Below are 25,818 nucleotides of genomic sequence, written 5' to 3'. Positions count from 1 at the left end.
CTCTACATTGCTGTATAACCGCCATCAATCATAAGGTTTTCTCCCGTTATAAAGCTTGCTTCATCAGAGAGAAGAAAGATGATGGCTGACGCAATCTCTTCCGGATCAGCTGTTCGTTTAAGCATGTGCATCCCCCCGATTTCCGGATGCTGATTCGCTTCATCTCTTGTTAGTCCAAGTTCTTCCAAATGGTAGCGTTCGTTATTTTTGTTCCAAACAGTGCCAGGATTGACTGCATTCACCCGAATGCCCGAATCCGCTAAATCCATTGCCATGCATCGTGTCATATTTGCAACCGCCGCTTTTGTTGCGTTATAGGTTAAATATTTAGGCTGAGCAATGTGACCTGAAATTGATGCAATGTTGACAATCGATCCTTTACCTGCTTTCTCCATGTATGGTGCAGTATGCTTCACACAAAGAGCTTGTCCCATAATATTCATGTCCATAATACGTCGCCATTCTTCAACAGTTGCCTCAAGCCCTCTCATAATAAAGACAGCCGCACAGTTGACAAGCATATCAATTTGTCCAAAATGTGTAGCCGTTTTTTCAGTCATTGACACGATGGCTGCCTCGTCAGATATATCTGTTTCAACAAATATGACATCATGTCCATTCTCTACTAGATGCTGTTCTGCTTCTTTTCCGAATTCAACATGATTATCAGCAATGACAACTCGTGCACCTTCTTTTGCTGCACGTTCAGTGACTGCATAGCCAATTCCTTGTGCACCGCCAGTTACGATCACAGACTTCCCTTTCATTCCGCGCAAATTAGCTCACCTCCTTTACCACTCTAGTTTTTTTCCATCTCTAAAAAATTCACCACTCGGTCCGTCATCAGGAAGCCTCGCAGCCCAGACGATCCCTTTTGCTCCATCCTTTGGGGTTTTCATGCCTTCCCTTGTCCCCATTTCAGTTTGAACCCAGCCAGGGCAAACCGCATTAGCCAGAATAGAAAATGGCTTTCCTTCAAGAGCTGTTACTCGCGTAAGGACATTTAAAGCCGCCTTTGACATTCTGTAATATGGACCGCTTTTTCCATCTCGCCTTACATCTTCAGCATCTATCATTGTGCCAAGTCGCCCCATCCCGCTTGATACATTCACAATTCGCCCAAAACGAGCATTTTTCATATGGGGGAAAAATGCCTTTGTCATTCTGACAGCACCATACACATTTACATCCATCGTTTCGTATAGCTGTTCCATCGAAAGTGAAAAAAGGGAAGGAAATATGCCATCTGATATGTTGTCATGAAAAACGCCTGCATTATTTATCAGCACATCAATTCGTCCAAAGGTGTTGATGACATATTTGGATAAGTCGTCAACAGATTGATCGCTTGTCACATCAAGCTGCAGGGGAATGACCTCTCCGCTCATATCAGACGCTGCTACTTGTGCACTTTCATATTGTCTTGACGTTAAAATGACCCGCATTTGATCCTGAGCCAGCTGTTTGCATACTTCTTTTCCAATGCCTCTATTACCGCCTGTCACAACAGCTACCCTCATGTCGTCATCCCCTTTTTGTGATACCAGCCATCTTTAAGCTGATGAGCGGCTGATTGAAGTGCATGAAAGGACCACTCGATATACCAGCTTAGGAGGTGTGGGACATGTGTGTGCATTAACGTTAAATATCGACCTGTTGGTAAATAGAGAAGCTTTATAAAAGCTGATATAGAGTGCCACTCGTTTTCTGTGACGCTGAAGCCTTGACTATAATCACTTAGAAAACGGACCGTTCTTGGTAAGTCTAAACAAAATGTTCCTCGCTTGACCCTCGTTAGCAAATAAGCTGAAATGGCCACATCATATATACGTGGTCTATAACCAGCTGTATCGAAATCAAGTACCATACACAATCGGTTATTGCGCATTAGTAAATTTCCAGCATGAAAGTCGCCATGTGTGACAGCATGTGGCAGTGAGTCATATAAGCTAGGTGTTAAACATAATAGAACGTCTTCCAGTTGCTTTTCATATTCTCTCAGTAGAGAAACAGCTTTTTGAGAAGAAACGCACATTTTCAATGCACTAGCTGTATGTTCAAGCGTTTTTTCAGGCTGAGAGATCCAGTTTTTCAATTCACAATTCGGATTTTTAGGTCCTTTCGGCAAATCCTTCAACGAATGAAGCTCTTTTAAGACCCTAATTGCTTCTTGTTCATCCGCTTGATTGCCCATCTCATAAAACCTTCCTTCTGAAAACGGCCGAAGCTGCCAAAAAGCACCTTTTTGCAAAACAGTTCTTTTATGATGCTTTGATAGGACCATTGGTTGAATAGGAAAGCGGTGGCGAATCAAAGCATCCGTTAAATCTTCTAAATAGTGAAGCCATTCATGATCATGATTCCTTACACATTTTTTTAGGACAAACCGATTATTTGCATATTCAACAAGCCACCCGAGATTCGGACTTCTTCCATTCAAAGGAGACAGTTTTAGCGGTAATTCGGTAAACCAATGACTTAGCACTTCTTGAATTTCAGGCACGTTTTGACGCTCCATTGCATTTGCCATGTCATCACATCTTTTCTTCAAGGTGTGCGGATTGACTTTTCATTTCCTCTACGATTTGCTTGAGGCAATCAGGCTTTCTCACTCGAAGGCATTGCACACTTGATTTTTGATCTAGTGTGTGAAAAAGTTCTTCATTATGACGGATCACCTTTGGATAAATATGAAAAGCATACGCAAAAAATTGGAGTGCGTTGGTTACTTTTTCCCGATTTCCATTCCATAACTTCTGCCTTGTAACAAGCCGTTTAAAAGTCCGCTTGACTAGCCGTGGGAACGTATTTCTCCTTTGGAAATCAAGCCAAATAATCGTATCGGCATACTCGGCTAATATGTTGTGCACAGATGTATATTGACCATCTACTACCCATTTGTCTTTTTTCGCTAGGTGGTCTACAGCATCTAAAAATTGTTGCTTCTCTGTCTTTTCCCAGTCTGCCTGCCAAAAAAGTGCATCTAATTCATAATGCGGTATATCTAAATCATGCTCTATTTGATCTGCTAGTGTGGTTTTACCAGAGCCAGGAGGACCAACAATCCAAATTCGGTTGCCAAAGGTTCTTTTGTTCATGATGTTTTCCTCCGTTACAATATGCTCATACGTTTAGGGATGGCATGTTGTACTTTCAACAAAAATTGGATGGCTTGATCCCAATTGAGACTCTCTGTCAGTTCAAAAACAGGTGTCTCATTCAACGTATCTGTTCCGATCAAAGCATCATCACATAACGAATCTAATTCTTCTTTTGAGAAGCCGTTCATCTGCAATAGATGCCCAAATTGTGTTTGGTGTGGTGTGAGAGAATCTCCAGACTCACTAAAGTATCGAATGAGTCCTGCCATTGCCTCTACAGGCCCAGGTGATAAATGAATGCCATTAAATCGTGTACAAATATTTGATAGACCTAGCCTTTTTTGATCGTTCAAAAGCATATGCTTGAAAGAACCCGCTCTTGCTTCCTTTGGATCTGTTGCACCAATGAATGTTTCTCTCATGTCATGTACCGATACTTTTGAGAAACACTCAAATACAACAATTGATTGAAATGGTGCGGTGAACCATTCAACTTGACAAGGATGAAATGGATTGAGCACCAGTATTTTTTCACCATCAATATCAACATGAATGGCATACGTACCTGCACCAAGTTTGTCTACTTTTACATTTCTCGTTAATAGCTCTAATCCATAAGGAGTCAGCTCTTGATGTTTTGCTAAAAATTGATGGCCACCATATATGAGATGTTCTTGTTTCTCATATTCAGGGTATCGTTTAGCAATCACTGTTTTTGCTGCTTCAGATACTTTTGCTAAGCCATGTCTTGAAATTGCGTTTAACATCCCATATTGTTTTTCTAACAAATGCTCTTTTTTCAAATATAAGGATGATAAAACACGTACTGCTCCCACTTCAATGCCGGTTTTTGATAGGCGTGTAAACAATTCATCTAAAATCAGATCTAAACGTACACCGTTTGTTATATTTGTCAATTCAGGCTTTAACATCATGAGTACGTGGTTTTGTTCTTTGAATTGATTCTCTTTAAAAACATATGGCTCTATGGTAAAGGCGAGTGGGTCTCTTGTGGCGGCACAAGCTTTAACTGCGTCAATAATTTTCTCTTTCATCATGTGTTACCACATTGTAATCCCTTTAAAGATAAGATCCTTTGTGATATCTCCCATCGCATGAACTGCACTTGTCACAATTTCCTCTACTCTTTTCTTCTCACTTGCATCTTCGTTCCAATTCTGGATACGAACAGCAATCTCATCAGGATTGTGAAGTGGAGCCTCTTTCGAAGTGAAGATGTGCACTTCTGCCGGCTTTTGAATTTCTTCATAAATTTGATCTGCAAGTCTTTGAGCAAGAACGCCATATAATTTCCCAGTATGATCAAGAGGGTTTTTGCCAGCAGGTGCTTCAATACTCATTGAACGCATTGGAGTAATAAGACCATTCAACCTATTGCCTCTTCCGACAACACCCACATCTCCAGTATCAGCTACCGATCCAAGTGCCGTTAAATATGGACGACCATTACGATCTGTAGCATTTAACATCAGATCTGGCGTCAACCCTAATGTTTCGTGGATATAATGAGCTATTTGCTCCTGACATTCTTTTTTACGTTCAAAATATTGGTCGAGGCTATGAATATCCTTGGCTAAAAATGGCATATTGACGATCAACTTAAAGTCTTCTTGTCGTCTACTTCCAAAGATTTTCACGTCCCAGCCTGTATCAGGATTTTCCTTTTTGAAGATGGGCCCATTCACATATCGCTCTGTATATAACACTAGTTTCTCAAGACGGCTGAGCGGTGCGTGAGCATGAAGTAAGTTACAGTCATTCGAGACAAGCTTTTGATCACCAATTTCAATCAATTCTTCTTCTTTCATTGGGCGGTATCTAGAATTTTTTCGTCCAGCTCCTTGATGATCAACAATTCTGCAATCTATCACAAGATGATTCTCCGGATCAAAACCAGTTGTCACCTCTGACAAAACATCCTTTGCTGCATCAAATAGAATCTGTTCAAGTGGAATCGGGTGATCGGCATAAGCATATGCACCTTTACCAGCAAACACAACTTGATACGGTTTCACCATTGTCCCCTTACCGTACTGAACATCGGCATCGCCGCCAAGAAGCATCACCTTGTCAAACCAGTGGTGCGCCACTCTACCGAAATGCTTCATGCAGTATTGCGCGTAATATTGAGAGGCTCTCTCTGCGATCGCATCACACATCGTATCGGGATGCCCCACACCTTTTCTTTCCACAAGTTCATAAGGAATTTGTTCAATATCCTGACTATCGTCCTTTAAAATATCAAGAATTGTTTTTGGAATTGTTATCATCACATCTCGCCCGCTTTCTTTTGATTTAAATGAGTAAAACATACATATTTTTCAATAATTAAAAAATGACACTTTTTAAAAACAAGACATTTGGTAAAATATATATATTCTAATGGAAAGAGGTGCTCATGTTGGAAGATGAAATGATGATTGAGCGTTTACAAGAAAAAGAAGCAGAGTTGAAGGAATTGCTCAAACAGCATCAAATTCCAGGATGTTCCATTTGTGTTTCTCACAATGCTCAGACAATCTGGTCTTTACATCATGGCTTTGCTCATACGCAAGACGATATACCAGTCACAAAAGACACCATTTATCGTGTAGGTTCTGTAACAAAACCTTTTACTGCCATGTTAATGATGCAATTACGAGACAAAGGGCTGTTTAGGCTCGACGAATCGCTTTCTACATATGAACCATTGCTAGATTTAGTGAAAAGAAACTTTTCAGATTCTGTTCCTATTACCTTTCGAATGGTAGCATCACACATCTCGGGTTTACCTAAAACAATCGAACAGGCAGAGGATATGCGGCAGATGACAATGGAAGAATGCATTGAAATGTTGACGATCCTCACACCTCCGTGGTCTATCATCAATTATTCTAGTCTTGGCTACTCGATTTTAAGCAAGGTGCTAGAGAGGGTAGCTGGATCATCATATCGACAGCTTGTCGCATCCAATATTCTTGAACCTCTACAGTTGAAACAAACAGGTTTTATCGAAACCGCCAATGTAGCGCAAGGTTACACACTTTCTCCATCCGGACTAAAGCAAATCTCCTACCCAAGTACTCAGCATCCCTCATGGGAAGACGGTACAAGTGGTCTTTTTTCAACAGCTGAAGATTTGATTCGATTTATCCATGCCCAATTTGAAGGAAGTAAACTGCTCAATCGCTATTCATTAAAAGAGATGCAAAGTCCAGTGATGCTTGAGCAGGATTTCAGTAGAGGGACTGGCCTTGCTTGGTTTTTAAGACCTCTCAATGGCTTCACCATTGCTGAACATGGCGGAGAAGTTAAGGGCTTCACCTCCTATATTGGGTTTGTACCGAACGTAAAACTGGGTGTATGTGTTCTCTTAAATTCTGACGAGCGACTAGCACGGCGCATCGGCCAAATGCTTCTTGACATCATGCTTCCAGCAAACAAAAATGAGAGCAGTAAACGAAAAGAGAGGCTAAATCGTTTACTTAGGCAGACAACAACTTAGAAGGCAGTACTTGCTTTCATTTTTAAAAGCTCAGGGATGGCTTCCTTCAGCTTACGTGGGTCACCTTTTAAGTAGAAACACGGCATTTGAGACAAATGAGTGATCAGCTCAGATGCCTTTTCTTCAAGATAGGTATCTGAGACATCACGAAGGCCTAGCCATCCCTTTAAATAATCCGGATCTTCAGGCTCTCGGATATTTGACAATAAAATGTCCTTCGCTTTTTGATCATCTTCTTCTACTGGAATAAGCCTTATGTCACCTGAACCTATTTGGAGTTCAGGGAAAATAACAACATTGACATTCGTAGAGCTGCGGATGGTTGTTCCAGTGATTTCAGCTGCTTCCTTTGGTGTAATTTCAAATTTACAGTCACTTGCCCACTTCTGTTTTGCTTCTTCTTCAGTGGAGATGGCTTCACTCCAAATTCTTTCATCTTGTTTTCGGCTAAATGTTCTATTGCGCAATTCTCCTAGGTCCACAGTCGCTTGAACAGTACCTAACCCAAGTGCTAGACACATCGGCCAGCCGTACACAGTAAGCGTATTGTTTTTTAAAAGAGAGATGGAACGGTCATTTGTAATAAAATCCGCTTGTCCAAAAAGCAGAAATTGCCACATTGTTGTTGATTTGCCTGCTCCTTTATCTCCTATAATCAATGCCCCTTTTTTTCCTTCTTCAAAGGAAACTGCTGCCGCATGTGTAAAGCAGCCACCTCTGTTTTCTAATGTTCTAAGCGCAACCTCTCTTACAATTCGAAGTGGGCATCGAATGGCCGACTCCGTTTTGCTCTCTCCAATCACTGCAAAACGTCCGTCATCAACCACCACACTGTGAGGCGTATCTCCTTCATAAGAAGCAAATAACACGGTAGATTTCCTTTGAAGGCGCTTGTAAGTAAATTTTCTTTTCGCTGTGATGGTCTCACCTTTAAAACACTGTGATCGGATCTTTTGTTCAAGCGATTGATCCACAGCGAAACGTATTTCAATGAATGAATCATGAATATTTTCCAAATTCAAAACTTCAGGCGAAATATAATGGTCAATATCTTGAATGACTTCAGGTTCCATTGATAGCACCTTGAAATGGATACCGGCAAAAACAAAAGATTTTTGATACGGAAAGTCACTTTCTGGCTTTGTTAAAAACACTTCTAACTCCATAACGATCCCTCCTATTTAGCGGTTGTTACCTCTCTCTGGAAAAAGCTGTACTTCCGGGATTTCTTCGATTTCATCTCGGTTATCAAGGCTGAAAAACCGCTCAACAAAGGATTTCTTCCAAACCTTAGATGAACCGTAGTCGTTCATACCATATCCTTCTAAAAACGATTGATCGTTGATATGAAGGAGCTTAATTTTATCAACATAGTGTTCATGATAGAGCTCATCTAAAAAAGTAAACGTGTAATAGAGCGCCTCATTTGCTCCCACCTCTATTGCCCTTTTTTGCAAAGCATCCCAGTCAAGCTGACCCTTTTTTTCCAGATACAGCATGTATTCTCTTACATCACAAAACTTGATCATGTTTAAATCGGCATGTAGATACACATACTGTACATTTGTTGCCTCCTTATATAAATGAAAGGCAAGATGGATCAGAAAATCGAGCGGTTGAAGTAGATAAGGAGTTGTATCAAATAATTCATTTTCTTCAGCAGCTTCAAGCAGTGCACCAGTTGCTTTATAATCTTTCTTTAGTTCAACATCATACGAAAAGTCTACACGGTGTACTTTTAAAAATTCTTCTCCGCTTCGTTTGATGTGCGAATAGAGGTTGCCAGCATTCATTCTCCACATCATTTCCTCTTCACGGTTGACGGGTATCTCTTCATCCTTCACCCAGTCATATTTACCAATGGTATAGCCTTCATCTTTTAGCAATTGCGAAGCTTTTTTTCGATCTTCTGGACGAATTAAAAAGTCAATGTCTGACATCATCCTCAGTCCATAGTCTTTGTAAATAAGTGGTGTCAAAAGAGCACCCTTTAGCGGGATCACTTTCATCTTAGAACGCTTAAACAAGTTCAGTAATCTCTGGAATTCTTTAAATCTTTCTACATTCTTTTGACGGTTGCCTATATAGTTGTAATGGAGCAAAAATTTGTAGGATGTACTGATATGTTTCCCTTCATCTAGCCGGATCAAATGCGGTGTGATGAGCTGAAGCACTTTATGTCTGACCGCAAGTGCAATCAGTTTTGGCATTTCAATTCCATCTTTCAGGATGTTCTTTACAGCTTCTTCTTCTTGTTCAGTTAATTGAATACGTGAAGCTAACAGTAACAAAAACTGCTCCTTTGTTAACGTCGTATGATCCAAAGTGAAGGTCATGTGCATTCCTCCTTTTCATAAAGCTGCTTAAACCTGCTTAAAAAACGAGTTCTCTTGCCCTTTCGATTTGTCGGTATTTCTAAACCATCTGTTAATTTTAAAAACCAACTCTTTGCTTCCTCAGATTTCTCACTTTCAAATTCAATCTCAAGCTCATAATCTGTTACACCAAGATAACTACTTTTATCTAGATCAGCTTTAACCCCCTCTTCTAAAAAGAAGGTCTGCCGCTCAGTGACCAATAAACCGAGCAGATCGGCATCACATGATACTGTGGCAGGCAGAGTGTTCAGCCAGTCCTTTAAAACAAGTTTTTGCGGAAAGTAATCAATAGGTATAGAAGTTTCATCTCTCATTCTTTTGTATCCCTTTGTATGACTAGGGCTTTTGACATCAAGTGTTAGCTGGTCATGAACTTGACGAATGCGAACGGTGTAGCCATTCTGTTCAAATGCGAAATCTGGCGTATCATAGTAGTAATTGAAATTCAGTACATACAATGGCTCATATGATTTCTGTAGCAATTGGTGAATATCATCATACGCTTCCTTTAAAAGTAAATATTTATATTCTAGCTCGATCATGCCTCACCTCCAGATTGCTTTAGACCACTATGTCAGATCGTTCAAATAGTTCACTAATAAGAGCTGTCCCTTTCTCCAAAGAGGAAAAAGATTGTTTTAATGAGTAGCAAGGAATCCGCTGCGACAGTTTTTCAAAGAATGGCACCATGGATTCTTTTTCTGGGAGTGAAAAAAATGGCAATAAAAATTCATTATGTCTTCCGGGGTTAATCACTGCATGCTGTTTTAAACGTTCTGCTGCTTCTGCTTGAGTAATTCTTTCGAGAGTCGCCCCGGTTTTCTCGTAAGGTAGAAACGTTGGAAAAACAATCGCATGAACCCTCCCATCTGTTTTAATAGGTCGTAAAAACCATTTTTCAAGCTCCTCAGGGTATACAAAATGATATTGTTTGTTCTCTTGATTGTAAGGGTGCAAAGAACTGGAAAGGCGATACTTGGACCCTAAAGATTCAATGGCATCAAATGAATCTTTTCGAATGCTCATCGACCGAGGCCATCCCGTTCCAAAATAAGCTTCATTCTTGTGTTCAATCCCAATATCATCATTTGTGATGTAACGGGCATCAGTTAACGCCAATAAAGATAGAATGGTAGAAGTCTTTCCTGCTCTTGATCCGCCAATAAACACAATCCCTTTTTCATTCAACTCCATCATTCCGCCGTGCATATAGATAATTCCACTTTGATAGCACATAAGCCGAAGCAGTACCCTGATCAAACGAAGGGCATGCTGTGCGACCCAGCGGACATCATCAGGTTGATCGATCATGATAATTTTTTTCTCCCCGTTATACAAATAGCGACAGCGTGGCTCCATTTCAGTGTCATAGAACACTTCTTTTAAATGGATCTCCTTGTTCAGCTGAAGCTGATATGATCCTGTTAGAATGGTCCAAGCGGATGATTCGTGTTTTCTGTCGGTTTGCCTGTATTGAATATAGGGCCGAACTTTACTCATCACAATCTCTTGAACCTCTGTTTCTGCACCTAAAATGACGTTGACATCGTTTTTTTGATAGCTTACATATGGCAATGACATCACAACCCCTTATAAAAGATTTGTAAAACCAATTGCATTTTTTTCCTAAATCACCCAAAATATAATAGATATTGATCTTGATAAGAAAGGAGCAGCGACATGAATGAAATGAAAACGTCAGAAGTAGAAAGTAAGATTATCAAACTCATCATGGACAAGCTATCGCTGGCTGAAAAGCCACACAGTGATGATAGCCTAAAAGCATTAGGTTTAAATTCTGTTCAAATTGTCTCCTTTGTTATTTCACTCGAAGACTTATTCCATGTTGCGTTTGAAGATGAAGAATTACATCCCGATCATTTCCGCACCTTAGAGCAAATTGTCACTTTAGTGAAAAGCAAACTTGCTAAGACGCTGTAACGACCTGAGCCTGGAATAAAGCGCGATATCTCGGGGAGTTTTTCATCAACTCCTCGTGAGTACCGCTATTTTCCACTTTTCCATTTTCAATCACATAGATCAAATCTGCATTTTGAATGGTCGACAGTCTATGGGCAATTACAAGCATTGTTTGCCCTTTTTGGTTGTCGTCAATTCCCTGCTGGACAAGAAATTCGGTTCGACGATCAAGTGCAGAAGTAGCCTCATCCAAAATCAACATATCGGCATTTTTCAACATGGCTCTAGCGATTGCTAATCGCTGCCTTTGGCCTCCAGATAAGGAGATTCCTCTTTCACCGATAACGGTTTCATATCCATTTTCAAGCCCTTGGATAAAGCTTAAAATCTGGGCTATCTCACACACATGATCAAGATGTTCATTTGTGATATTTGCAAGACCCATGACCAAATTTACCCGAATCGTATCAGGGAAAAAATAAGGTTCCTGCGGCACAACAGCCATTCGTTTTAAATAAGTTGTGTGATTGATTTTTGCTAAGTCAATGTCGTTCACTAAAATATGACCGCTTGCTGGCCGATAGAGTCCAGTAGCAAGCTTTGAAATAGTAGATTTTCCACTTCCGCTTGCGCCAACGATGGCTACTTTTTTTCCTTGTGGAATACGAAGACTGAGAGAGGCAAGAGCACTTTGAGTTTCTTTTTCATAAGAGAAAGATACATGGCAAAACGCTATGTCTTGAACAGCTTCAGTTAACTCAATCTCTCCCACATTTTCTCTTTCTGTTTTTAACACATCGGCTATACGATGGACAGAAGCACGATTGTTATAAAATTCAAACACAAACTGAAACAATTCTTGATAACTTTTCATCAACTGCGAAGCGTATTGATATACCACTACAAATAAGCCAATCGACATACTGCCAGCTGCGACTTGATAAGTGCCAAAAATGAGAACAGCAAGTATGCCTACCCACTTTAAAGGCTCTGTTAAAAAAAGAAGCTTATTTTGAAATTTCCCTTCTTTGATCACAGAAGCCATCATCTTATTGAACAGTCTTTCATACAGGCTTATTTCCCAGTTGCGTCTGTCGAATGCAACAACTTCCCTTGTCGATGAAATGCCTTCTTCAATGTGAACAAATAAAGCTGACTTTTTTTCTTGCACGTCCTTAGCAATATTCGTTGCCGAATTCCCCATTCTCTTTCCAATCCAAAAATAGCAGGCACTTGTTCCAAGAAGGAGGAAAAATAAGATTGGACTGACAAAGACAAGAATCACTGACAAAATAGTAGCTGTGAAAATCGTTTGTACACTTTTTGGCACATGCAATGCAGCTGTAGCTGCCACTGTTTTCACATCTTGGTTCAGCTTGTGCAAATAATAGCTTGCTGGATGCTTTTTGAATGATTGCATCGGGGTATGTTGCAGACAGTCCATCATGCTTTGTTGTAGCGAGTGATGAATCGCCACATAATTTTTATGCATGACATATGGACTTAGTGTAAACATCAGCACATACGTCAAAAAGATAAACGCAAATTGTAGCAGGATTGTTTGAAAACGTTCACTTCCTCCACTAAGAAGGACATCGTCAATGAGCCATTTTTGTAAACCAATCATCGCTAAATTTGCGACCGCCTCGATTAGAACGAAGATAAAAGATAAGAAAAACAGCCACTTTTGTTTCGCTATAAAGGAGATGAGCCAGTTTTTATTCATGAAACGCCAGCCTCCTTCATCGCTTGATCTGATGCCAATCGATAAAAATGCCCTCTTATACTCATCAGTTCTTCAAAGCTACCAGTTTCCACGATGCGACCACCTTCCATAAACAAAATTCTGTCAAAATGTTTGATGGTTGATAGTCGGTGAGCAATAGCAATAACCGTCCTGTTTTTAAAAATATTCTGAAGTGCTTGCTGCACTTTTTGTTCACTTGCGCTGTCAAGAGACGCTGTCGCTTCATCAAGGAGGACAATTTTTGGTTTTCTTGCGATAAGTCTAGCAATGGCGATTTTTTGCTTCTGCCCTCCAGAGAGCTTCATTCCCCTTTCACCAAGTACAGTGTCATAACCGTTTTCCATTTCAGTGATAAAGGAGTCACAATCTGCTTGTTTTGCTGCTTCGATGATTTGCTCATCTGATAGATTAGGCTGACCAAAACGAATGTTTTCCTTCACACTCATGTTAAATAAAAAGGTTTCCTGAAAAACAAATCCCATCGCACCTCGTAGCGTGCTAAAGCTTAAATGACGCAGGTCAACTCCGTCGAGTGATATCACACCAGATGACGGATCATAAAATCTGCCAATGAGCTTGAGCATTGAGGTTTTGCCTCCTCCACTCTCTCCTACGAGGGCAATTTTTTCTCCAGACTTTATATGTAAATGGATGTCTTTCAAAAGAGATGGCTGGCTAGGATAGTTAAAATTCACATGGTGAAAGATAATATCTCCTTTCACATGATCAAGTAAGGTCGGCTCCTCAGGTTCGATGATATCGGGTGTTTTTTTCATAAAGTGATAAAGTGGTTCAATTTGATAAGTTAGGATGCGCTGTTCTGTTAAAATGGTGACAAGAGAAGTCAACATGTGCATTGCGGAGAAATAGTAAAGTGTGTAAGCAACAAATCCACCTGTTGAGAGCTGACCATTTTGAACAAGATATACACCTACACCGAATGTCGCCAGTGCACCAATATAGTATGTTAAACGACGGTTGCTTCCTCGAAGATATGCGAAAAACACATTTTTTTCATGGCTTTTCTGTACTTTTTGATGAAGGTCACGTATTCGTTGCGTATCCCAGTTTAGAAAACCGAGCATTCTGAGTTCTTCCATTGAGGCAAGACTTTCATACAGCTTCGTCTGTAAACTACGAAAACCTTCGGCACTTTCTCTGCCATAAACGGTTGCTTTTTTTTCAAGTAACGGACCAAAGACATAGTAAAGTAAAAAGCTTGGAATCATTAATAAAGTGAGTTGGATGGATATTTGCAACATAAAATAAAGGGAAATAGCAATAAATAGTGCTTGATTAATAAATTGAGGGAAATAACGTCTGTAAATTTCTTGTACAGCTCTTATTTGTGTATTCACGAAGGAGAGTGTTTCACTAACAGAATGTTGTTCGTAATAGGAGAAACCGAGTTGGCGTATTTGCTGAAAGGCAGCAAATTGTGAATCTCTTGAGGCTTTTTCTATTAATTTTCTTTGCCACAAATTGCGTACAGCTGTCATCACGATACCTGTTCCAATCAGGCCTGTCAGACCTAACAGTAGTACATTGACCTTTGAAAAATCTCTGTTTGGCAAAATGGTTTCAATAAAATATTGAATGAATTTAGGGATAACCAGTTCACTGAGGGTGATGACTATACCACTTATGATGATCAGTATCACCTTTCCTGTATAAGGCTTTAAAAATGAGAGTGTCCATAAATACACCTGAAGCAATTGTTTCGACGATTTCTGCGGTTTTTTCAATTCATCACCAGCCTTTTGCTCATTTTCAACAAAAAACGGAATTTTTTTACATAATATATTATCTATATTTGGATTATATAGGATGTTTTTTGACATGACAATGTGCATTTTGTCTCATTATAGAAAAAAAAGCAGTGACTTCCATCACTGCCTAATTGTCCTATAATTCTCACTATTATCTTAATATCGTGCATACCAAATTGGCTCAAGTTGCTTAAATTGTTCATGATCTTTTACTACTTTTTTTAGTCTATCCATCATTTCATTCATTTGTTGTGGATCAAATTTAATGACCCACATAATTGAAGAAAATACACTCATAGCAACATAAACAGAATATAGCAGCCAAAAATCTTTCGGAATGTTATCTGCAAAATATCCATTGATTTGACCAACTGAAAAGGCAACGCTTTTTTCTCTGCTAAACAAGGCGACTTTATAAAAATCATGGATGGGATCTCCCCAATCATAATTGTTAAAGTCAATAGCTCCAGCATATTGCTTTTGATGCACAATAATATTTCCGACATGAAAGTCGTCATGTTGGAATTGATTTGGTCGATCTTTGACGATATTTATGTGCTGTGCAATAAAATCAGCAATCTGTGCATCTCCTTCAAACTTCATTCCGCTTAATTTGTAGGCATCTAAATAGCGATGATGCTTTTTGATCACACGTTTCTCCCACGGTTCAATGTCAGGTGGTGCCGGATACTCGTGCATTCTCTTTAAATCCTTTCCTGCACTCACACCAAGTTGATACTGCTCTTTTTCTGTCAGGTGTGTCAGAATTTCTTTCGCATCCTTCCCTTCTACAAAAGATAAAATATTGTAGGAAAGCTGGGGCTTATCCAATAGACCCAGTTCAATTGGTTGAGGACATTTGACATGGCGTTTTCTCAGCTCAGTAAGTACTTCAAATTCTGTTTTCTTTTTTTCATTATTCGCAGTATCGGTTAGCCTCAGTACGTACTTTTCACCTGACGGCATTGTGACCAAATATTTTTCATCATGTGAATATCCCTTGTGAATTTGTGTAAGCGATTCCGCTCTTTTTAATAATGGTATGTGGTCTGATAGTTCAGCTATATGAATCAATCTCTTCATCCCTTCCCTGCTCTTTTTTATCCACTCTACCAAATTTTTCTTAGAAAGAGAATGACCGTCAGTCACAAATTATTCAGAAACAGCTTTACAATGTTTTTTCATTCTACTATAGTTAATTTATGTAAATCATATCAATGATCAAAGAAAAGGAGCGTTGCTGGTGAGTGAAATGACAAATGTCCAATCGTTGTCCAGTCAAGTAAAAGAATTGGTCCTCCGTTCTTTAGGCCATGAGCCCAAGTCGACAATTGGTGTCGATGAAGAGCTCGCCAATCATGGCTTGGATTCTATTAAAGCAGTCTCCCTGATTTTAGAGCTAGAAGAAGTCTTTGATATTCAATTTGCAGATGAAGAGCTTTTGACAGAACATTTTTCTACGATCAACAAAATTGTCAGCCAGCTTCAAGAGAAAATAGCTACAAATTAATTTTCTGTATTTTGATCATTTTCCACACAAAAAAACGGCAAGCTTCTCATGAAGTCCTGCCGTTTTTGCTTCTTTTTATGCTGATGGCATATCACCTGTTGGGCTAATAAGGGAAAGTGCATAATCTTCTGTGAAGATGCGTTTAGACAATGTATTCACACCGTCTAACGTCACTTTATTAATTTCATCAATGATTTCATCTAGAGTGCGGTGTTTTCCAAGAAGTAGTTCATTTTTACCATTTCGGCTCATTTTACTGTTTGTGCTTTCAAGACTGAGCATCAGATTCCCTTTCATCTGCTCTTTGCTGTTCTCCAGCTCTTTTTTCGTAATGCCATCACGTTTTAAGATGTCTAACGTCTTTAAAATCGTTTCTGAAAGGAGGTTCAACTGATTTGCGCCTGTTCCTCCATAAATTGTGAGCATACCATTATCCGCATAGGAACTATGATAACTGAATACGGAATAAGCAAGTCCTTTATCTTCTCTGACATCCTGGAATAGTCGGCTGCTCATGCTACCGCCAAGTACATTATTCAGTACAATCAGATCGTAAATGCTCTTGTCACCAACTGGAAGACCATTGAAACCTAAACATAAATGTGCCTGTTCTGTTTCTTTTTTTCGTGCCATTTTGCCGTAATGGAATTCAGGTGCCTGCATGGAACGTTTTTGCTCGTTTCCTTCGTAAGAGCCAAATAGCTTTTCAACTTCAGATATAAATGTATCTTCCACATTCCCCGCAACGGAAATGACGACACGATCAGGCGTATAGTATTCGTCCATGTACTTTCTCATCGAGTCACCATTAAACGTCGAAAGTGTCTCTTCCGTTCCTAAAATCGGATACCCTAATGAGTGTTCGCCATAAACCGCTTTGCTTAAAAGGTCATGAACAATATCATCAGGCGTGTCCTCATACATTTTAATTTCTTCATAGACGACATTCTTTTCTTTTTTCAGCTCTTCTTCATCGAAAGCAGAATGAAAGAACATATCGGCAAGTACATCAAGCGCATAGCCAGCGTGAGAGTCAAGTACCTTAGCATAATAACAAGTATACTCTTTTGATGTAAATGCATTTACTTGACCACCAATTCGGTCAAAGGATTCTGCAATATCACGTGCTGAACGAGTTTTTGTTCCTTTGAAGAACATATGCTCTAAAAAGTGTGATATTCCATTAATTTCTTTTGTTTCGTGTCTCGATCCTGTTCCGATCCAGACACCAATTGCTACAGATCTAACAGTGGGGTTGTTTTCAAGTACGATCCTTACTCCGTTTTGGCAAGTATACGTTTTGACCAAATTTTGCTCCTCCTATTCACAAACAGATCCATTTAAGGTTGTCTTTTTTCACTTAGGAGTTCAGAAACGGTTCCTAACTCAAAACCTCTTTTTTTGATTCCTAAAATGAGTGCATCAAGACTTTTAGCGGTTGAATCTGTTGGATGCATTAATATCATCGCCCCATTGTGGATTTTCCCTAGTACCCTGTTTTGTAATACTTGTGGTGATGGTTTTTGCCAATCAATGGTGTCCACCGTCCACATAATGGTTTCCATTCCTTGTTGTGCTGCCAGTTTCACTGTCTCTTGTTTAAAACTGCCACTCGGGGGCGCAAACCACTTCGGTTTTTTCCCTAGGGATTCTTCAATTTGGCGATTTGTTTTCATTAGCTGCTCTTGTGCTCGTTCTCTTGTCAGTGTGCGCATATCCGGGTGATTGTATGAGTGATTCCCAATTTCATGACCATCTGCTACGATTTTTTTTGCAAGCTCCGAGCGATTTTTAACCCATTTCCCCTCTAAAAAGAAAGTCGCTTTGACTTGGTGTTTTTTAAGTGTATCTAACATCACGATTAAATACTCATCACCCCAAGCAACATTGATTAAAAAGGCATTCATCTTTTTATCTGAATGTCCTTTATAAATCGGCTCGGCACCAAGGTCCTTTAGGTGTACGTTCGGTTTTGATTCTTGAAATACGAGCAGTTTTTCATCGAAAGTTGCACTTTTTTTCATTTGTTCATATGATTTTTCAATATCAACCGTACGACCATTTAACCCGGGTATCTTTTTCCACACTTTATCAATCTTAGCATTTTGTGCCTTGACTTCATAGTCAGAAGACTTGGATTCAATTTCTTTATATAAGGCATCTTTTGAAGCCGATGCAGGCACAGTTTGCTCCTTCATCGACTCTATGTATGTCAAAGTTGCCGGCTGTTTCATGGTTTGAAATGACACGAGCAATAAAAATACAAAGACAATGATCGGCAAAGTTCTTTTCAATGTTTGTCCCTCCTCTATAACACAAAATATGTTGGAGAGAAACAAGCTAGAACTAATGATGCCTCTAAGAAAAGAAAGAAGCCCGGCATGAAAACCTGGCTTCTCTCCTTGTCATTCTTAGCTCTTCATGACTCTTGCTGTTCTTTTTCCTTTTCTTCGCGTAAAACGGCTTTACGTGAAAGGTTCACACGACCTTGTTTATCAATTTCAGTGACTTTAACGAGCAGTTCATCACCGATCTTGACAACATCTTCGACTTTTCCAACACGTTCAAGCGCAAGCTCAGAAATATGAACAAGGCCATCTTTACCGCTGAAAATTTCAAGGAATGCACCGAATTTTTCAATGCGTTTGACTTTACCTAAATACATTTGTCCAACTTCGACTTCTCTTACAAGATCTTCAATAATTTTCTTCGCTTTGTGGTTCATGCTTTCATCAGTTGAAGAAATAAAGATGGTTCCATCTTGTTCGATGTCGATTTTAACACCTGTATCTTCGATAATTTTATTAATTTGTTTTCCGCTTGGTCCAATGACATCGCGAATTTTATCAGGGTTGATATGCATTGTTAAGATTTTTGGTGCGTAGCGAGACAATTCTCCTCTTGACGATGGAAGTGTTGCCAGCATGCTATCTAAAATTTCCATTCTGCCTTTTTTCGCTTGTTGAAGGGCTTCTTCTAAGATGTCTTTTGATAGTCCATCAATTTTAATGTCCATTTGAAGTGCAGTTACACCTTTAGATGTACCCGCTACTTTAAAGTCCATGTCTCCAAGAGCATCTTCCATACCTTGAATATCTGTCAGAACAGTGTAATGCTCACCAGATTTCACAAGCCCCATTGCAATTCCTGCAACTGGTGCTTTAATTGGTACACCTGCATCCATCATCGCAAGAGTACTTGCACAAATACTTGCTTGAGATGTAGAACCATTTGATTCTAACACTTCTGAAACTAAACGTACTGTATAAGGGAAATCTTTTTCAGATGGAATAACTGGCTCTAGTGCACGTTCTCCTAATGCACCATGTCCAATCTCACGTCGGCCTGGTCCACGCATTGGGCCAGTTTCACCAACACTAAACTGTGGGAAGTTGTAATGATGCATGAAGCGCTTCGACTCTTCAACACCAAGACCATCTAATATTTGTACATCACCTAGTGCACCTAACGTACAAATACTAAGTGCCTGAGTTTGTCCTCTTGTAAACAAACCGGATCCATGTGTTCTTGGCAAAAGTCCTACTTCTGAAGAAAGTGGGCGGATTTGATCAACACCACGACCATCTGGACGTACTTTTTCTTCTGTAATTAAACGACGAACTTCGTTTTTTACAAATTTGTTCAAAATATTTTTGGCTTGCTTCATTGTATCGTCATCACGTTCTTCTTGCTCAAACTTTTCAATCACTGCTTTTTTCACTGTGTTAATCGCATTTTCACGTGCATGCTTTTCATGAACTTGGATTGCCTTCAGTAAATCAGCTTCAGCAAGCTCTTTTACTTCTTTTTCAAGTGTTTGATCGACTTCATATAGTGGAATATCGACCTTTTCTTTGCCGACTGCTGCAATAATTTCTTCTTGGAAGGCAATTAAGCGTTTGATTTCTTCATGACCAAACATGATCGCTTCAAGCATGGTTTCCTCAGGTACTTCATCAGCGCCTGCTTCAACCATGTTAATTGCATCTTTTGTCCCAGCTACAACAAGGTTGATGTCGCTTTGTTCAAGCTGTTCAACTGTTGGGTTGACCACAAGTTTTCCATCGACACGCCCAACCGTTACACCGGCAATTGGACCTTCAAATGGAATATCAGATACACAAAGTGCTAATGAGGAACCAAACATTGCAGCCATTTCTGATGAACAATCTTGATCCACACTCATCACGATACTGATGACTTGAACTTCATTTCTGAAGCCGTCAGCAAATAGCGGGCGAATAGGTCTATCGATCAAACGGCTAGCAAGAATCGCTTTTTCGCTTGGTCGTCCTTCTCTTTTGATAAATCCACCTGGAATTTTACCTACTGCATATAATCTTTCTTCGTAATTGACAGTAAGCGGGAAGAAATCAAGTGGTTTTGGTTCTTTAGAAGCTGTTGCAGAGCTTAGTACTGCCGTATCCTCGTAGCGTACTAAGACTGCTCCGTTTGCTTGCTTTGCAAGCTGGCCAGTTTCAACTGTCAGTTTACGTCCGGCCCAGTCTATGGAAAAGACATGTTTCTCTTGTCCCATTCTGTGAAAAACTCCTCTCTTATCATGAGATTTTTTAGGTTATACTTATTATTATGAACAAAATGATTTTCACATATCAATATGAAAGCTGTATGTAGAAGGGTATTTGTCATTCTTTCAACATTTTAACCAAAAAATATTGGTGATTATACGATAAAAAAGCGGGAATCCTCCCGCTTTTTACGATTATCGACGTAAGCCTAGTTTGTTAATTAACTCACGGTAACGAGTTACGTCTTTATTACGTAGATACGTAAGAAGATTACGACGTCTACCTACCATTTTCAAAAGACCGCGACGTGAGTGGTGATCTTTCTTATGAGTACGTAAATGCTCGTTCAAGTTGTTAATTGATTCTGTTAGGACAGCGATCTGAACTTCTGGAGATCCAGTGTCAGATTCGTGTGTTTTGAACTCGCTGATTAATTGAGTTTTACGCTCTTGAGTAATAGCCATCCTGATTCACCTCCAAATATTGTTAGCCCCAACTACCTCGCAACCGTCGGTGAAGTCGGCTTGCCAAGTAAGTGGTTTTAAAGCTACAGGAATTATCATACTAAAAATACGCCCAATATGCAAATAATAGAGGGTATTTTCTATGATTTTTTTGATTGATTTGCTTGTTGTTCTTTTGCTTCTTTGAAAAATTGAATAGCTTCCTTTTTGTCACGGGCAATTTGAGCTGTTAATTCTTCAATTCCGCCAAATTTTTGCTCACTGCGAATCCGTTTATACCATTGCAATTTAATCGGTTCACCATATATTTCTTCATTGAAATCAAATAGGTTCACTTCGATTGCTGGTTGGTCTGGACGTTTTTCATAAAAGGTTGGCTTGTAGCCAATATTGCAGACACCGTCATATTGCTTGCCTTTTAATTCCGCTCTCACAGCATATACGCCTGTTGGAGGGATAATGTATTCGGCAGATAATCCAATGTTGGCGGTTGGAAAGCCAATGGTTCGTCCACGCTTGTCGCCGTGAATCACAATTCCTCTTAGCTGATACGGTTTTCCAAGAAGTTCACTTACATATTCTACGTCCCCGTTTTTTAAAGCTGAGCGAATGAGTGTTGAGCTAACTTTACGGTCTTGATTTGATAACTTAGGAACATTTGTCGAAGCAATACGTCCCATTCCATATTCGTCAAACGTCTCCATCGTCCCTGCTCCAAAACGACCAAACGTAAAATCAAAGCCTGCGACTGCATGCCGGACATTTAATTCGACTAAATATTGATCTACAAATGCTTGTGGTGATAAAGCCGCGAAGCTTTCACTAAATTGAACGACATATAAAAACGTTGCACCGAGTTTTTCAATAAAATCAATTTTATCTTCAAGAGGTGTAATTAAATCTTTCGGCTCACGTGCTTTTTGCAACACGTGTGACGGATGTGGGTGAAAGGTCATGACCGAAAGAGCGATCCCCTCTTTGTTTGCGATCGTTTTGGCTGTTTCTATCACCTTTTGATGACCTAGATGCACACCGTCAAAATAGCCTAAAGCCATTACGGATGGGACTTGATCTTGTTTATTCAATGTATGTGGATGTGAAATATGTATGGTTTTCACGAGATGGTCACCTTTTCTTTAAGATTGCTTGTCCTGAGATAAGATCTTTGCGGGCTTCACAAGGCCAGGTTTGGTTGGATGCTTCATATAGATGGCGATGCAATGACCGGTAGAGGTGAAAACAGCCACGCGATCCTCCTCCGTCAGATGAGCCAATTCATCAGATACTGGAAGGACTGCACCGTTCTTCACTTTACTAGCTAATGTATCATTTATCTCCCATTTCGGCAAATGATTGAGCGCCCGTTCTATAGACACAAGATGATCTCCTGCTTTTCCTTCCTCACTCAAAGCCTGGATCTCATCAAGTGTCATACATTCTTCCAATGTAAAGTCACCAGAGGCTGTTCGAATCAGATGAGACATATGAGCAGGATATCCTAGCATTTTACCTATATCGACAGCTAGTGTTCTTACATAGGTGCCTTTTGAGCAAAGGACAGTAAAGCGAAACGTTATTTTGTTGTCTTCAAAAGTGACAGCTGACGTTCGTTTGATTTTGTGAATCGTAATCTCACGACTTGGGCGTTCGATTTCTATCCCTGCTCTTGCATATTCGTATAGCTTTTTCCCACCAATTTTGATAGCTGAATACATTGGCGGAACTTGCTCTATCGTACCTTCTAATCTTTTTAAGACAGCGTCGATTTCAGCCTCAGTGATGGGCTGTTCTACTTTCTTTTCTTCAACCATTTCACCGGTTTGGTCCTCTGTTGTCGTGGAAAAACCAATCGTGATTTCTGCATCGTATGTCTTTGACTTGTCTGTTAAGTATTCGACGATTTTTGTTGCCCTACCTATACAAATTGGCAGTACACCTGATACCTCTGGATCTAAGGTTCCTGTATGTCCCACTTTTTTTGTTCTGAGTAGCTTTCTTACTTTGATGACACAATCGTGTGAAGTCATTCCTCTTTGTTTATGTACTAAAAGAACGCCATTTAACAACTGCATTCTCCCCTTTCATAAACGATGAAAAAGGACAGACGAACATTCGCCTATCCTCATTTCAACGTCTTATTCGTGATCTTTTGTGTTTAGTTCTGCAATCAGACTTTCAATTCGATTACCGTAATCAACCGATTCATCGAATTCAAAGTAAAGCTCAGGCGTTTTACGAAGTCTAATTCGGTTGCCAATTTCAGATCGGATATACCCTTTTGCTTTTTCAAGCCCTTTTAAGGTTTCCTCTCTTTTTTTCTCATCTCCAAGGACGGAAATAAAGACTTTGGCAATTTGTAAATCACCGGTGACCTCAACATCTGTCACCGTTAAGAAGCCAATTCTTGGATCTTTCAGTTTTCTGCTGATGATCTCGCCTAGTTCTTTTTTCATTTGCTCACCAACACGTGTCGCTCTCATACTCATGATCTTATCACCTCTTGTTAAAACCACTCTGTTTTCGTGACCGTTCGTTCAATTTCGGGAAAAGAATCAATAAAGCTTAGTACACGCTGAAGTTCTTTCTCCACCTGAACCCGAGTAGAAGAAACCGCGGCGATTCCAAACAAGGTACGCTGCCATGTATCCTGGTATTCCATTTCAGAAATGGTTACATTGAATTTTTGGCGCGTCCTTGTCAAAATACGCTTTAGAACCGCACGCTTTTCCTTCAGTGACGCTGCATCGTAAATGATGCACTCACATTCGGTATAACCGATCATTTTCTTTCGATTTCTTGCATAACGAATGATTCCATGACATCGCCTTCGCGAATATCATTGTATTTCTTAATCGTAATACCACATTCGTATCCTTGTGAAACTTCTTTCACATCGTCTTTGAAGCGTTTTAAGACATCGACTTCACCTTCAAAGATGACAATACCATCACGGATTAAGCGGATACCGCTGTCTCTCGTAATTGTGCCTTCGGTGACATAGCCACCTGCAATTGTACCAATTTTTGATACTTTGAATATTTGACGAACTTCAACTTGACCAATGACTTTTTCTTCATATTCAGGATCAAGCATCCCTTTCATCGCAGCTTCAATTTCGTCGATGACTTTATAAATGATTCGGTGAAGACGGATATCAACATTTTCTGTTTCTGCAGTGCTCTTCGCATTTCCATCAGGTCGGACGTTAAATCCGATCACAATCGCATTAGATGCACTTGCTAAGATGATATCAGATTCTGTAATTGCACCTACACCCGTATGGATGATCTTCACTTTCACGCCTTCAACTTCAATCTTTTGAAGGGCTGCTGTTAACGCTTCGGCAGTACCTTGTACATCAGCTTTCACAATGAGGTTGATGTCTTTTACTTCACCTTGTTTAATTTGTTCAAACAAGTCATCAAGGCTTAGTTTTGCTTTATCTGTACGCTGTTCATCAAGTTGTTTGGATGCACGAGCTTCCCCAACTTGACGAGCTGTTTTTTCATCTTTAAATACAAGGAATTGATCGCCTGCATGTGGTACCTCGTTTAAGCCAGTAATTTCAACCGGTGTAGATGGACCAGCTGTTTTAACGCGGCGGCCGACGTCATTAACCATTGCACGAACACGTCCAAACGTATTCCCAACAACAATTGGATCTCCAACACGAAGCGTTCCAGTTTGAACAAGAAGGGTTGCAACTGAACCTCTCCCCTTATCAAGCTCTGCTTCGATGACAGTTCCTTTTGCAGCACGATTCGGGTTCGCTTTTAGCTCTTCTACTTCACTGACAAGTAGGATCATTTCAATCAGTTCATCGATCCCTTCACCTGTTAATGCAGATAGCGGAACAAAAATCGTCTCTCCACCCCATGCCTCTGGTACAAGACCATGCTCAGTGAGCTCCTGCATGACACGATCAGGGTTTGCAGTTGGTTTATCCACCTTATTGACTGCAACAATAATTGGTACTTCAGCCGCTTTCGCGTGATTGATCGCTTCTACTGTTTGCGGCATCACACCATCGTCAGCTGCAACGACAAGAATGGTCGTATCTGTTACTTCCGCACCACGTGCACGCATTGTTGTAAATGCCGCGTGTCCTGGTGTATCAAGGAATGTAATTTTCTTACCATTTTCTGCTTCAATTTGGTACGCACCGATATGCTGCGTGATACCACCTGCTTCACCTTCAACAACTTTTGTTTTACGAATGCTGTCAAGAAGGGTTGTTTTCCCGTGGTCAACGTGTCCCATAATCGTTACAACTGGTGGGCGGACTTGCATATCTTCTTCTTTGTCTTCTATTTCATACTTTTCAAGCTCTGTTGCTTCTAAGACGATCACTTCTTCTACTTGAACCCCGTATTCAGAAACAATTAGCTCAACTGTATCTTTGTCAAGCTCTTGGTTAATGGTTGCCATGACGCCAAGCGCCATCAGCTTTTTAATAATTTCTGCTGATTCTTTTCCAAGCTCTTCAGCTAGATGACCTACTGACATTGAATTTGTAAATTCAATTTTTTCAGGCAGTTCTTTCTTTGGCTTTACAGGTCTCGCTTGTTGGTGCTGCGCTTTGTTGCCTCCACGCTTATTTTTATTGTTGTTATTTTTTTTGTTTTTATTAAATTGATTATTCTGCACGTCATTCTTCTTTCTATCATTGATTTTGTTTGTTGATTGTTTTTTTTGTTCTGCGGGTTTCTCGTTAGTTGTCTCTTTCGCATTGCCGCTTTTCTTGAATATGGCATCGAGCTTTTTCACAGTCTCGTCTTCAAGCGTTGCCATATGGTTTTTCACTTCCACGTTCATACCTTTAAGCGCTGCTATAATATCTTTACTTGAAACATCTATGGCTTTTGCGTATTCGTAAACTCTCACTTTAGCCATTC

The 25,818-nt window shown here is 39.9% G+C and carries 25 protein-coding genes; 3 read left to right on the top strand and 22 right to left on the bottom strand.

All coding sequences use genetic code 11. From position 1 onward, the window contains the following. Positions 1 to 2 precede the first annotated feature (2 nt). The 6 genes from ACQKEZ_RS14150 to ACQKEZ_RS14125 are packed head-to-tail and all read right to left on the bottom strand — an operon-like array spanning position 3 to position 5,392. Positions 3 to 767, bottom strand: coding sequence for an SDR family NAD(P)-dependent oxidoreductase (locus ACQKEZ_RS14150; RefSeq protein ID WP_427301971.1), 765 nt, complete (start codon positions 765 to 767; stop codon positions 3 to 5). Positions 768 to 791: 24 nt separating this feature from the next. Continuing rightward, positions 792 to 1,520: an SDR family NAD(P)-dependent oxidoreductase gene (locus tag ACQKEZ_RS14145; RefSeq protein WP_427301737.1), complete on the bottom strand. Its 729-nt coding sequence runs from the start codon at positions 1,518 to 1,520 to the stop codon at positions 792 to 794. Beyond that, complete coding sequence (locus tag ACQKEZ_RS14140) at positions 1,517 to 2,530, bottom strand: phosphotransferase enzyme family protein (RefSeq protein WP_427301735.1); 1,014 nt, start codon at positions 2,528 to 2,530, stop codon at positions 1,517 to 1,519. Before ACQKEZ_RS14140 ends, ACQKEZ_RS14145 begins: the two co-directional genes overlap by 4 nt. A gap of 4 nt (positions 2,531 to 2,534) precedes the next feature. Next, positions 2,535 to 3,098, bottom strand: a complete 564-nt coding sequence (locus ACQKEZ_RS14135; RefSeq protein ID WP_427301733.1) for an AAA family ATPase — start codon at positions 3,096 to 3,098, stop codon at positions 2,535 to 2,537. A 14-nt stretch (positions 3,099 to 3,112) separates the two neighbouring features. Then, the gene (locus tag ACQKEZ_RS14130; RefSeq protein WP_427301731.1) at positions 3,113 to 4,159 is read right to left on the bottom strand and encodes a hypothetical protein; all 1,047 of its coding nucleotides are present in this window, start codon (positions 4,157 to 4,159) and stop codon (positions 3,113 to 3,115) included. Positions 4,160 to 4,162: 3 nt separating this feature from the next. Next, positions 4,163 to 5,392, bottom strand: a complete 1,230-nt coding sequence (locus tag ACQKEZ_RS14125) for a methionine adenosyltransferase (RefSeq protein WP_427301729.1) — start codon at positions 5,390 to 5,392, stop codon at positions 4,163 to 4,165. Positions 5,393 to 5,520: 128 nt separating this feature from the next. Here ACQKEZ_RS14125 and ACQKEZ_RS14120 point away from each other — a divergent pair, with 128 nt between their 5' ends. Beyond that, positions 5,521 to 6,606: a serine hydrolase domain-containing protein gene (locus ACQKEZ_RS14120; RefSeq protein WP_427301727.1), complete on the top strand. Its 1,086-nt coding sequence runs from the start codon at positions 5,521 to 5,523 to the stop codon at positions 6,604 to 6,606. Here ACQKEZ_RS14120 and ACQKEZ_RS14115 read toward each other — a convergent pair. Genes ACQKEZ_RS14115 through ACQKEZ_RS14100 form a run of 4 tightly spaced genes read right to left on the bottom strand, consistent with a single transcriptional unit; the run spans position 6,603 to position 10,565 of the window. Continuing rightward, complete coding sequence (locus ACQKEZ_RS14115; protein ID WP_427301725.1) at positions 6,603 to 7,772, bottom strand: hypothetical protein; 1,170 nt, start codon at positions 7,770 to 7,772, stop codon at positions 6,603 to 6,605. The genes ACQKEZ_RS14120 and ACQKEZ_RS14115 overlap by 4 nt on opposite strands. A gap of 15 nt (positions 7,773 to 7,787) precedes the next feature. Next, a complete protein-coding gene (locus ACQKEZ_RS14110) occupies positions 7,788 to 8,942 on the bottom strand; it encodes a nucleotidyltransferase domain-containing protein (RefSeq protein ID WP_427301724.1) in 1,155 nt (384 codons plus the stop codon). Then, positions 8,939 to 9,526 (bottom strand): CYTH domain-containing protein, encoded by a 588-nt coding sequence (locus tag ACQKEZ_RS14105; protein WP_427301722.1) that lies wholly within the window; start codon positions 9,524 to 9,526, stop codon positions 8,939 to 8,941. The genes ACQKEZ_RS14110 and ACQKEZ_RS14105 overlap by 4 nt, the downstream gene beginning before the upstream one ends. A 19-nt stretch (positions 9,527 to 9,545) precedes the next feature. Beyond that, a complete protein-coding gene (locus ACQKEZ_RS14100) occupies positions 9,546 to 10,565 on the bottom strand; it encodes a hypothetical protein (protein WP_427301720.1) in 1,020 nt (339 codons plus the stop codon). Between the two features lie 99 nt (positions 10,566 to 10,664). Between ACQKEZ_RS14100 and ACQKEZ_RS14095 the strand changes: the two genes are divergently transcribed. Continuing rightward, positions 10,665 to 10,925: an acyl carrier protein gene (locus ACQKEZ_RS14095; protein ID WP_427301718.1), complete on the top strand. Its 261-nt coding sequence runs from the start codon at positions 10,665 to 10,667 to the stop codon at positions 10,923 to 10,925. On the opposite strand, the gene ACQKEZ_RS14090 is transcribed toward ACQKEZ_RS14095, so the two are convergent. From ACQKEZ_RS14090 to ACQKEZ_RS14080, 3 genes are all read right to left on the bottom strand, one after another. Next, a complete protein-coding gene (locus ACQKEZ_RS14090) occupies positions 10,912 to 12,630 on the bottom strand; it encodes an ABC transporter ATP-binding protein (RefSeq protein ID WP_427301716.1) in 1,719 nt (572 codons plus the stop codon). The two genes, ACQKEZ_RS14095 and ACQKEZ_RS14090, sit on opposite strands and share 14 nt — an antisense overlap. Next, positions 12,627 to 14,396, bottom strand: a complete 1,770-nt coding sequence (locus ACQKEZ_RS14085; protein ID WP_427301714.1) for an ABC transporter ATP-binding protein — start codon at positions 14,394 to 14,396, stop codon at positions 12,627 to 12,629. The genes ACQKEZ_RS14090 and ACQKEZ_RS14085 overlap by 4 nt, the downstream gene beginning before the upstream one ends. A 180-nt stretch (positions 14,397 to 14,576) precedes the next feature. After that, positions 14,577 to 15,503, bottom strand: a complete 927-nt coding sequence (locus tag ACQKEZ_RS14080) for an aminoglycoside phosphotransferase family protein (protein ID WP_427301712.1) — start codon at positions 15,501 to 15,503, stop codon at positions 14,577 to 14,579. A 169-nt stretch (positions 15,504 to 15,672) separates the two neighbouring features. Here ACQKEZ_RS14080 and ACQKEZ_RS14075 point away from each other — a divergent pair, with 169 nt between their 5' ends. Next, complete coding sequence (locus ACQKEZ_RS14075; RefSeq protein ID WP_427301970.1) at positions 15,673 to 15,930, top strand: acyl carrier protein; 258 nt, start codon at positions 15,673 to 15,675, stop codon at positions 15,928 to 15,930. Between the two features lie 75 nt (positions 15,931 to 16,005). On the opposite strand, the gene ACQKEZ_RS14070 is transcribed toward ACQKEZ_RS14075, so the two are convergent. From ACQKEZ_RS14070 to infB, 9 genes are all read right to left on the bottom strand, one after another. Further along, positions 16,006 to 17,238 carry a M16 family metallopeptidase gene (locus ACQKEZ_RS14070; RefSeq protein WP_427301710.1) on the bottom strand — a complete coding sequence of 411 codons (1,233 nt, stop codon included), beginning with the start codon at positions 17,236 to 17,238 and terminating at the stop codon, positions 16,006 to 16,008. A gap of 32 nt (positions 17,239 to 17,270) precedes the next feature. Then, positions 17,271 to 18,164 (bottom strand): polysaccharide deacetylase family protein, encoded by an 894-nt coding sequence (locus ACQKEZ_RS14065; protein ID WP_427301969.1) that lies wholly within the window; start codon positions 18,162 to 18,164, stop codon positions 17,271 to 17,273. Between the two features lie 185 nt (positions 18,165 to 18,349). Then, a complete protein-coding gene (gene pnp / locus ACQKEZ_RS14060) occupies positions 18,350 to 20,467 on the bottom strand; it encodes a polyribonucleotide nucleotidyltransferase (protein WP_427301709.1) in 2,118 nt (705 codons plus the stop codon). Positions 20,468 to 20,653: 186 nt separating this feature from the next. Further along, entirely contained in the window at positions 20,654 to 20,923 is a 270-nt protein-coding gene (gene rpsO, locus ACQKEZ_RS14055) for a 30S ribosomal protein S15 (protein WP_012009997.1), read from the bottom strand. Between the two features lie 140 nt (positions 20,924 to 21,063). Further along, positions 21,064 to 22,041 carry a bifunctional riboflavin kinase/FAD synthetase gene (gene ribF / locus ACQKEZ_RS14050; RefSeq protein ID WP_427301706.1) on the bottom strand — a complete coding sequence of 326 codons (978 nt, stop codon included), beginning with the start codon at positions 22,039 to 22,041 and terminating at the stop codon, positions 21,064 to 21,066. An 18-nt stretch (positions 22,042 to 22,059) separates the two neighbouring features. After that, positions 22,060 to 22,989: a tRNA pseudouridine(55) synthase TruB gene (truB, locus tag ACQKEZ_RS14045; RefSeq protein ID WP_427301704.1), complete on the bottom strand. Its 930-nt coding sequence runs from the start codon at positions 22,987 to 22,989 to the stop codon at positions 22,060 to 22,062. Between the two features lie 69 nt (positions 22,990 to 23,058). Further along, positions 23,059 to 23,409 carry a 30S ribosome-binding factor RbfA gene (gene rbfA / locus ACQKEZ_RS14040; protein ID WP_427301702.1) on the bottom strand — a complete coding sequence of 117 codons (351 nt, stop codon included), beginning with the start codon at positions 23,407 to 23,409 and terminating at the stop codon, positions 23,059 to 23,061. 17 nt (positions 23,410 to 23,426) lie between these two features. Further along, the gene (locus ACQKEZ_RS14035; protein ID WP_427301701.1) at positions 23,427 to 23,705 is read right to left on the bottom strand and encodes a DUF503 domain-containing protein; all 279 of its coding nucleotides are present in this window, start codon (positions 23,703 to 23,705) and stop codon (positions 23,427 to 23,429) included. Continuing rightward, positions 23,702 to 25,816: a translation initiation factor IF-2 gene (gene infB, locus ACQKEZ_RS14030; RefSeq protein ID WP_427301699.1), complete on the bottom strand. Its 2,115-nt coding sequence runs from the start codon at positions 25,814 to 25,816 to the stop codon at positions 23,702 to 23,704. Before infB ends, ACQKEZ_RS14035 begins: the two co-directional genes overlap by 4 nt. Between the last annotated feature and the right edge of the window lie 2 nt (positions 25,817 to 25,818).

Source organism: Bacillus sp. NPDC077027, from assembly GCF_050269555.1.
Lineage (GTDB): Bacteria > Bacillota > Bacilli > Bacillales > Bacillaceae > Bacillus.
This window is presented reverse-complemented; position numbering and strand designations above follow the sequence as displayed.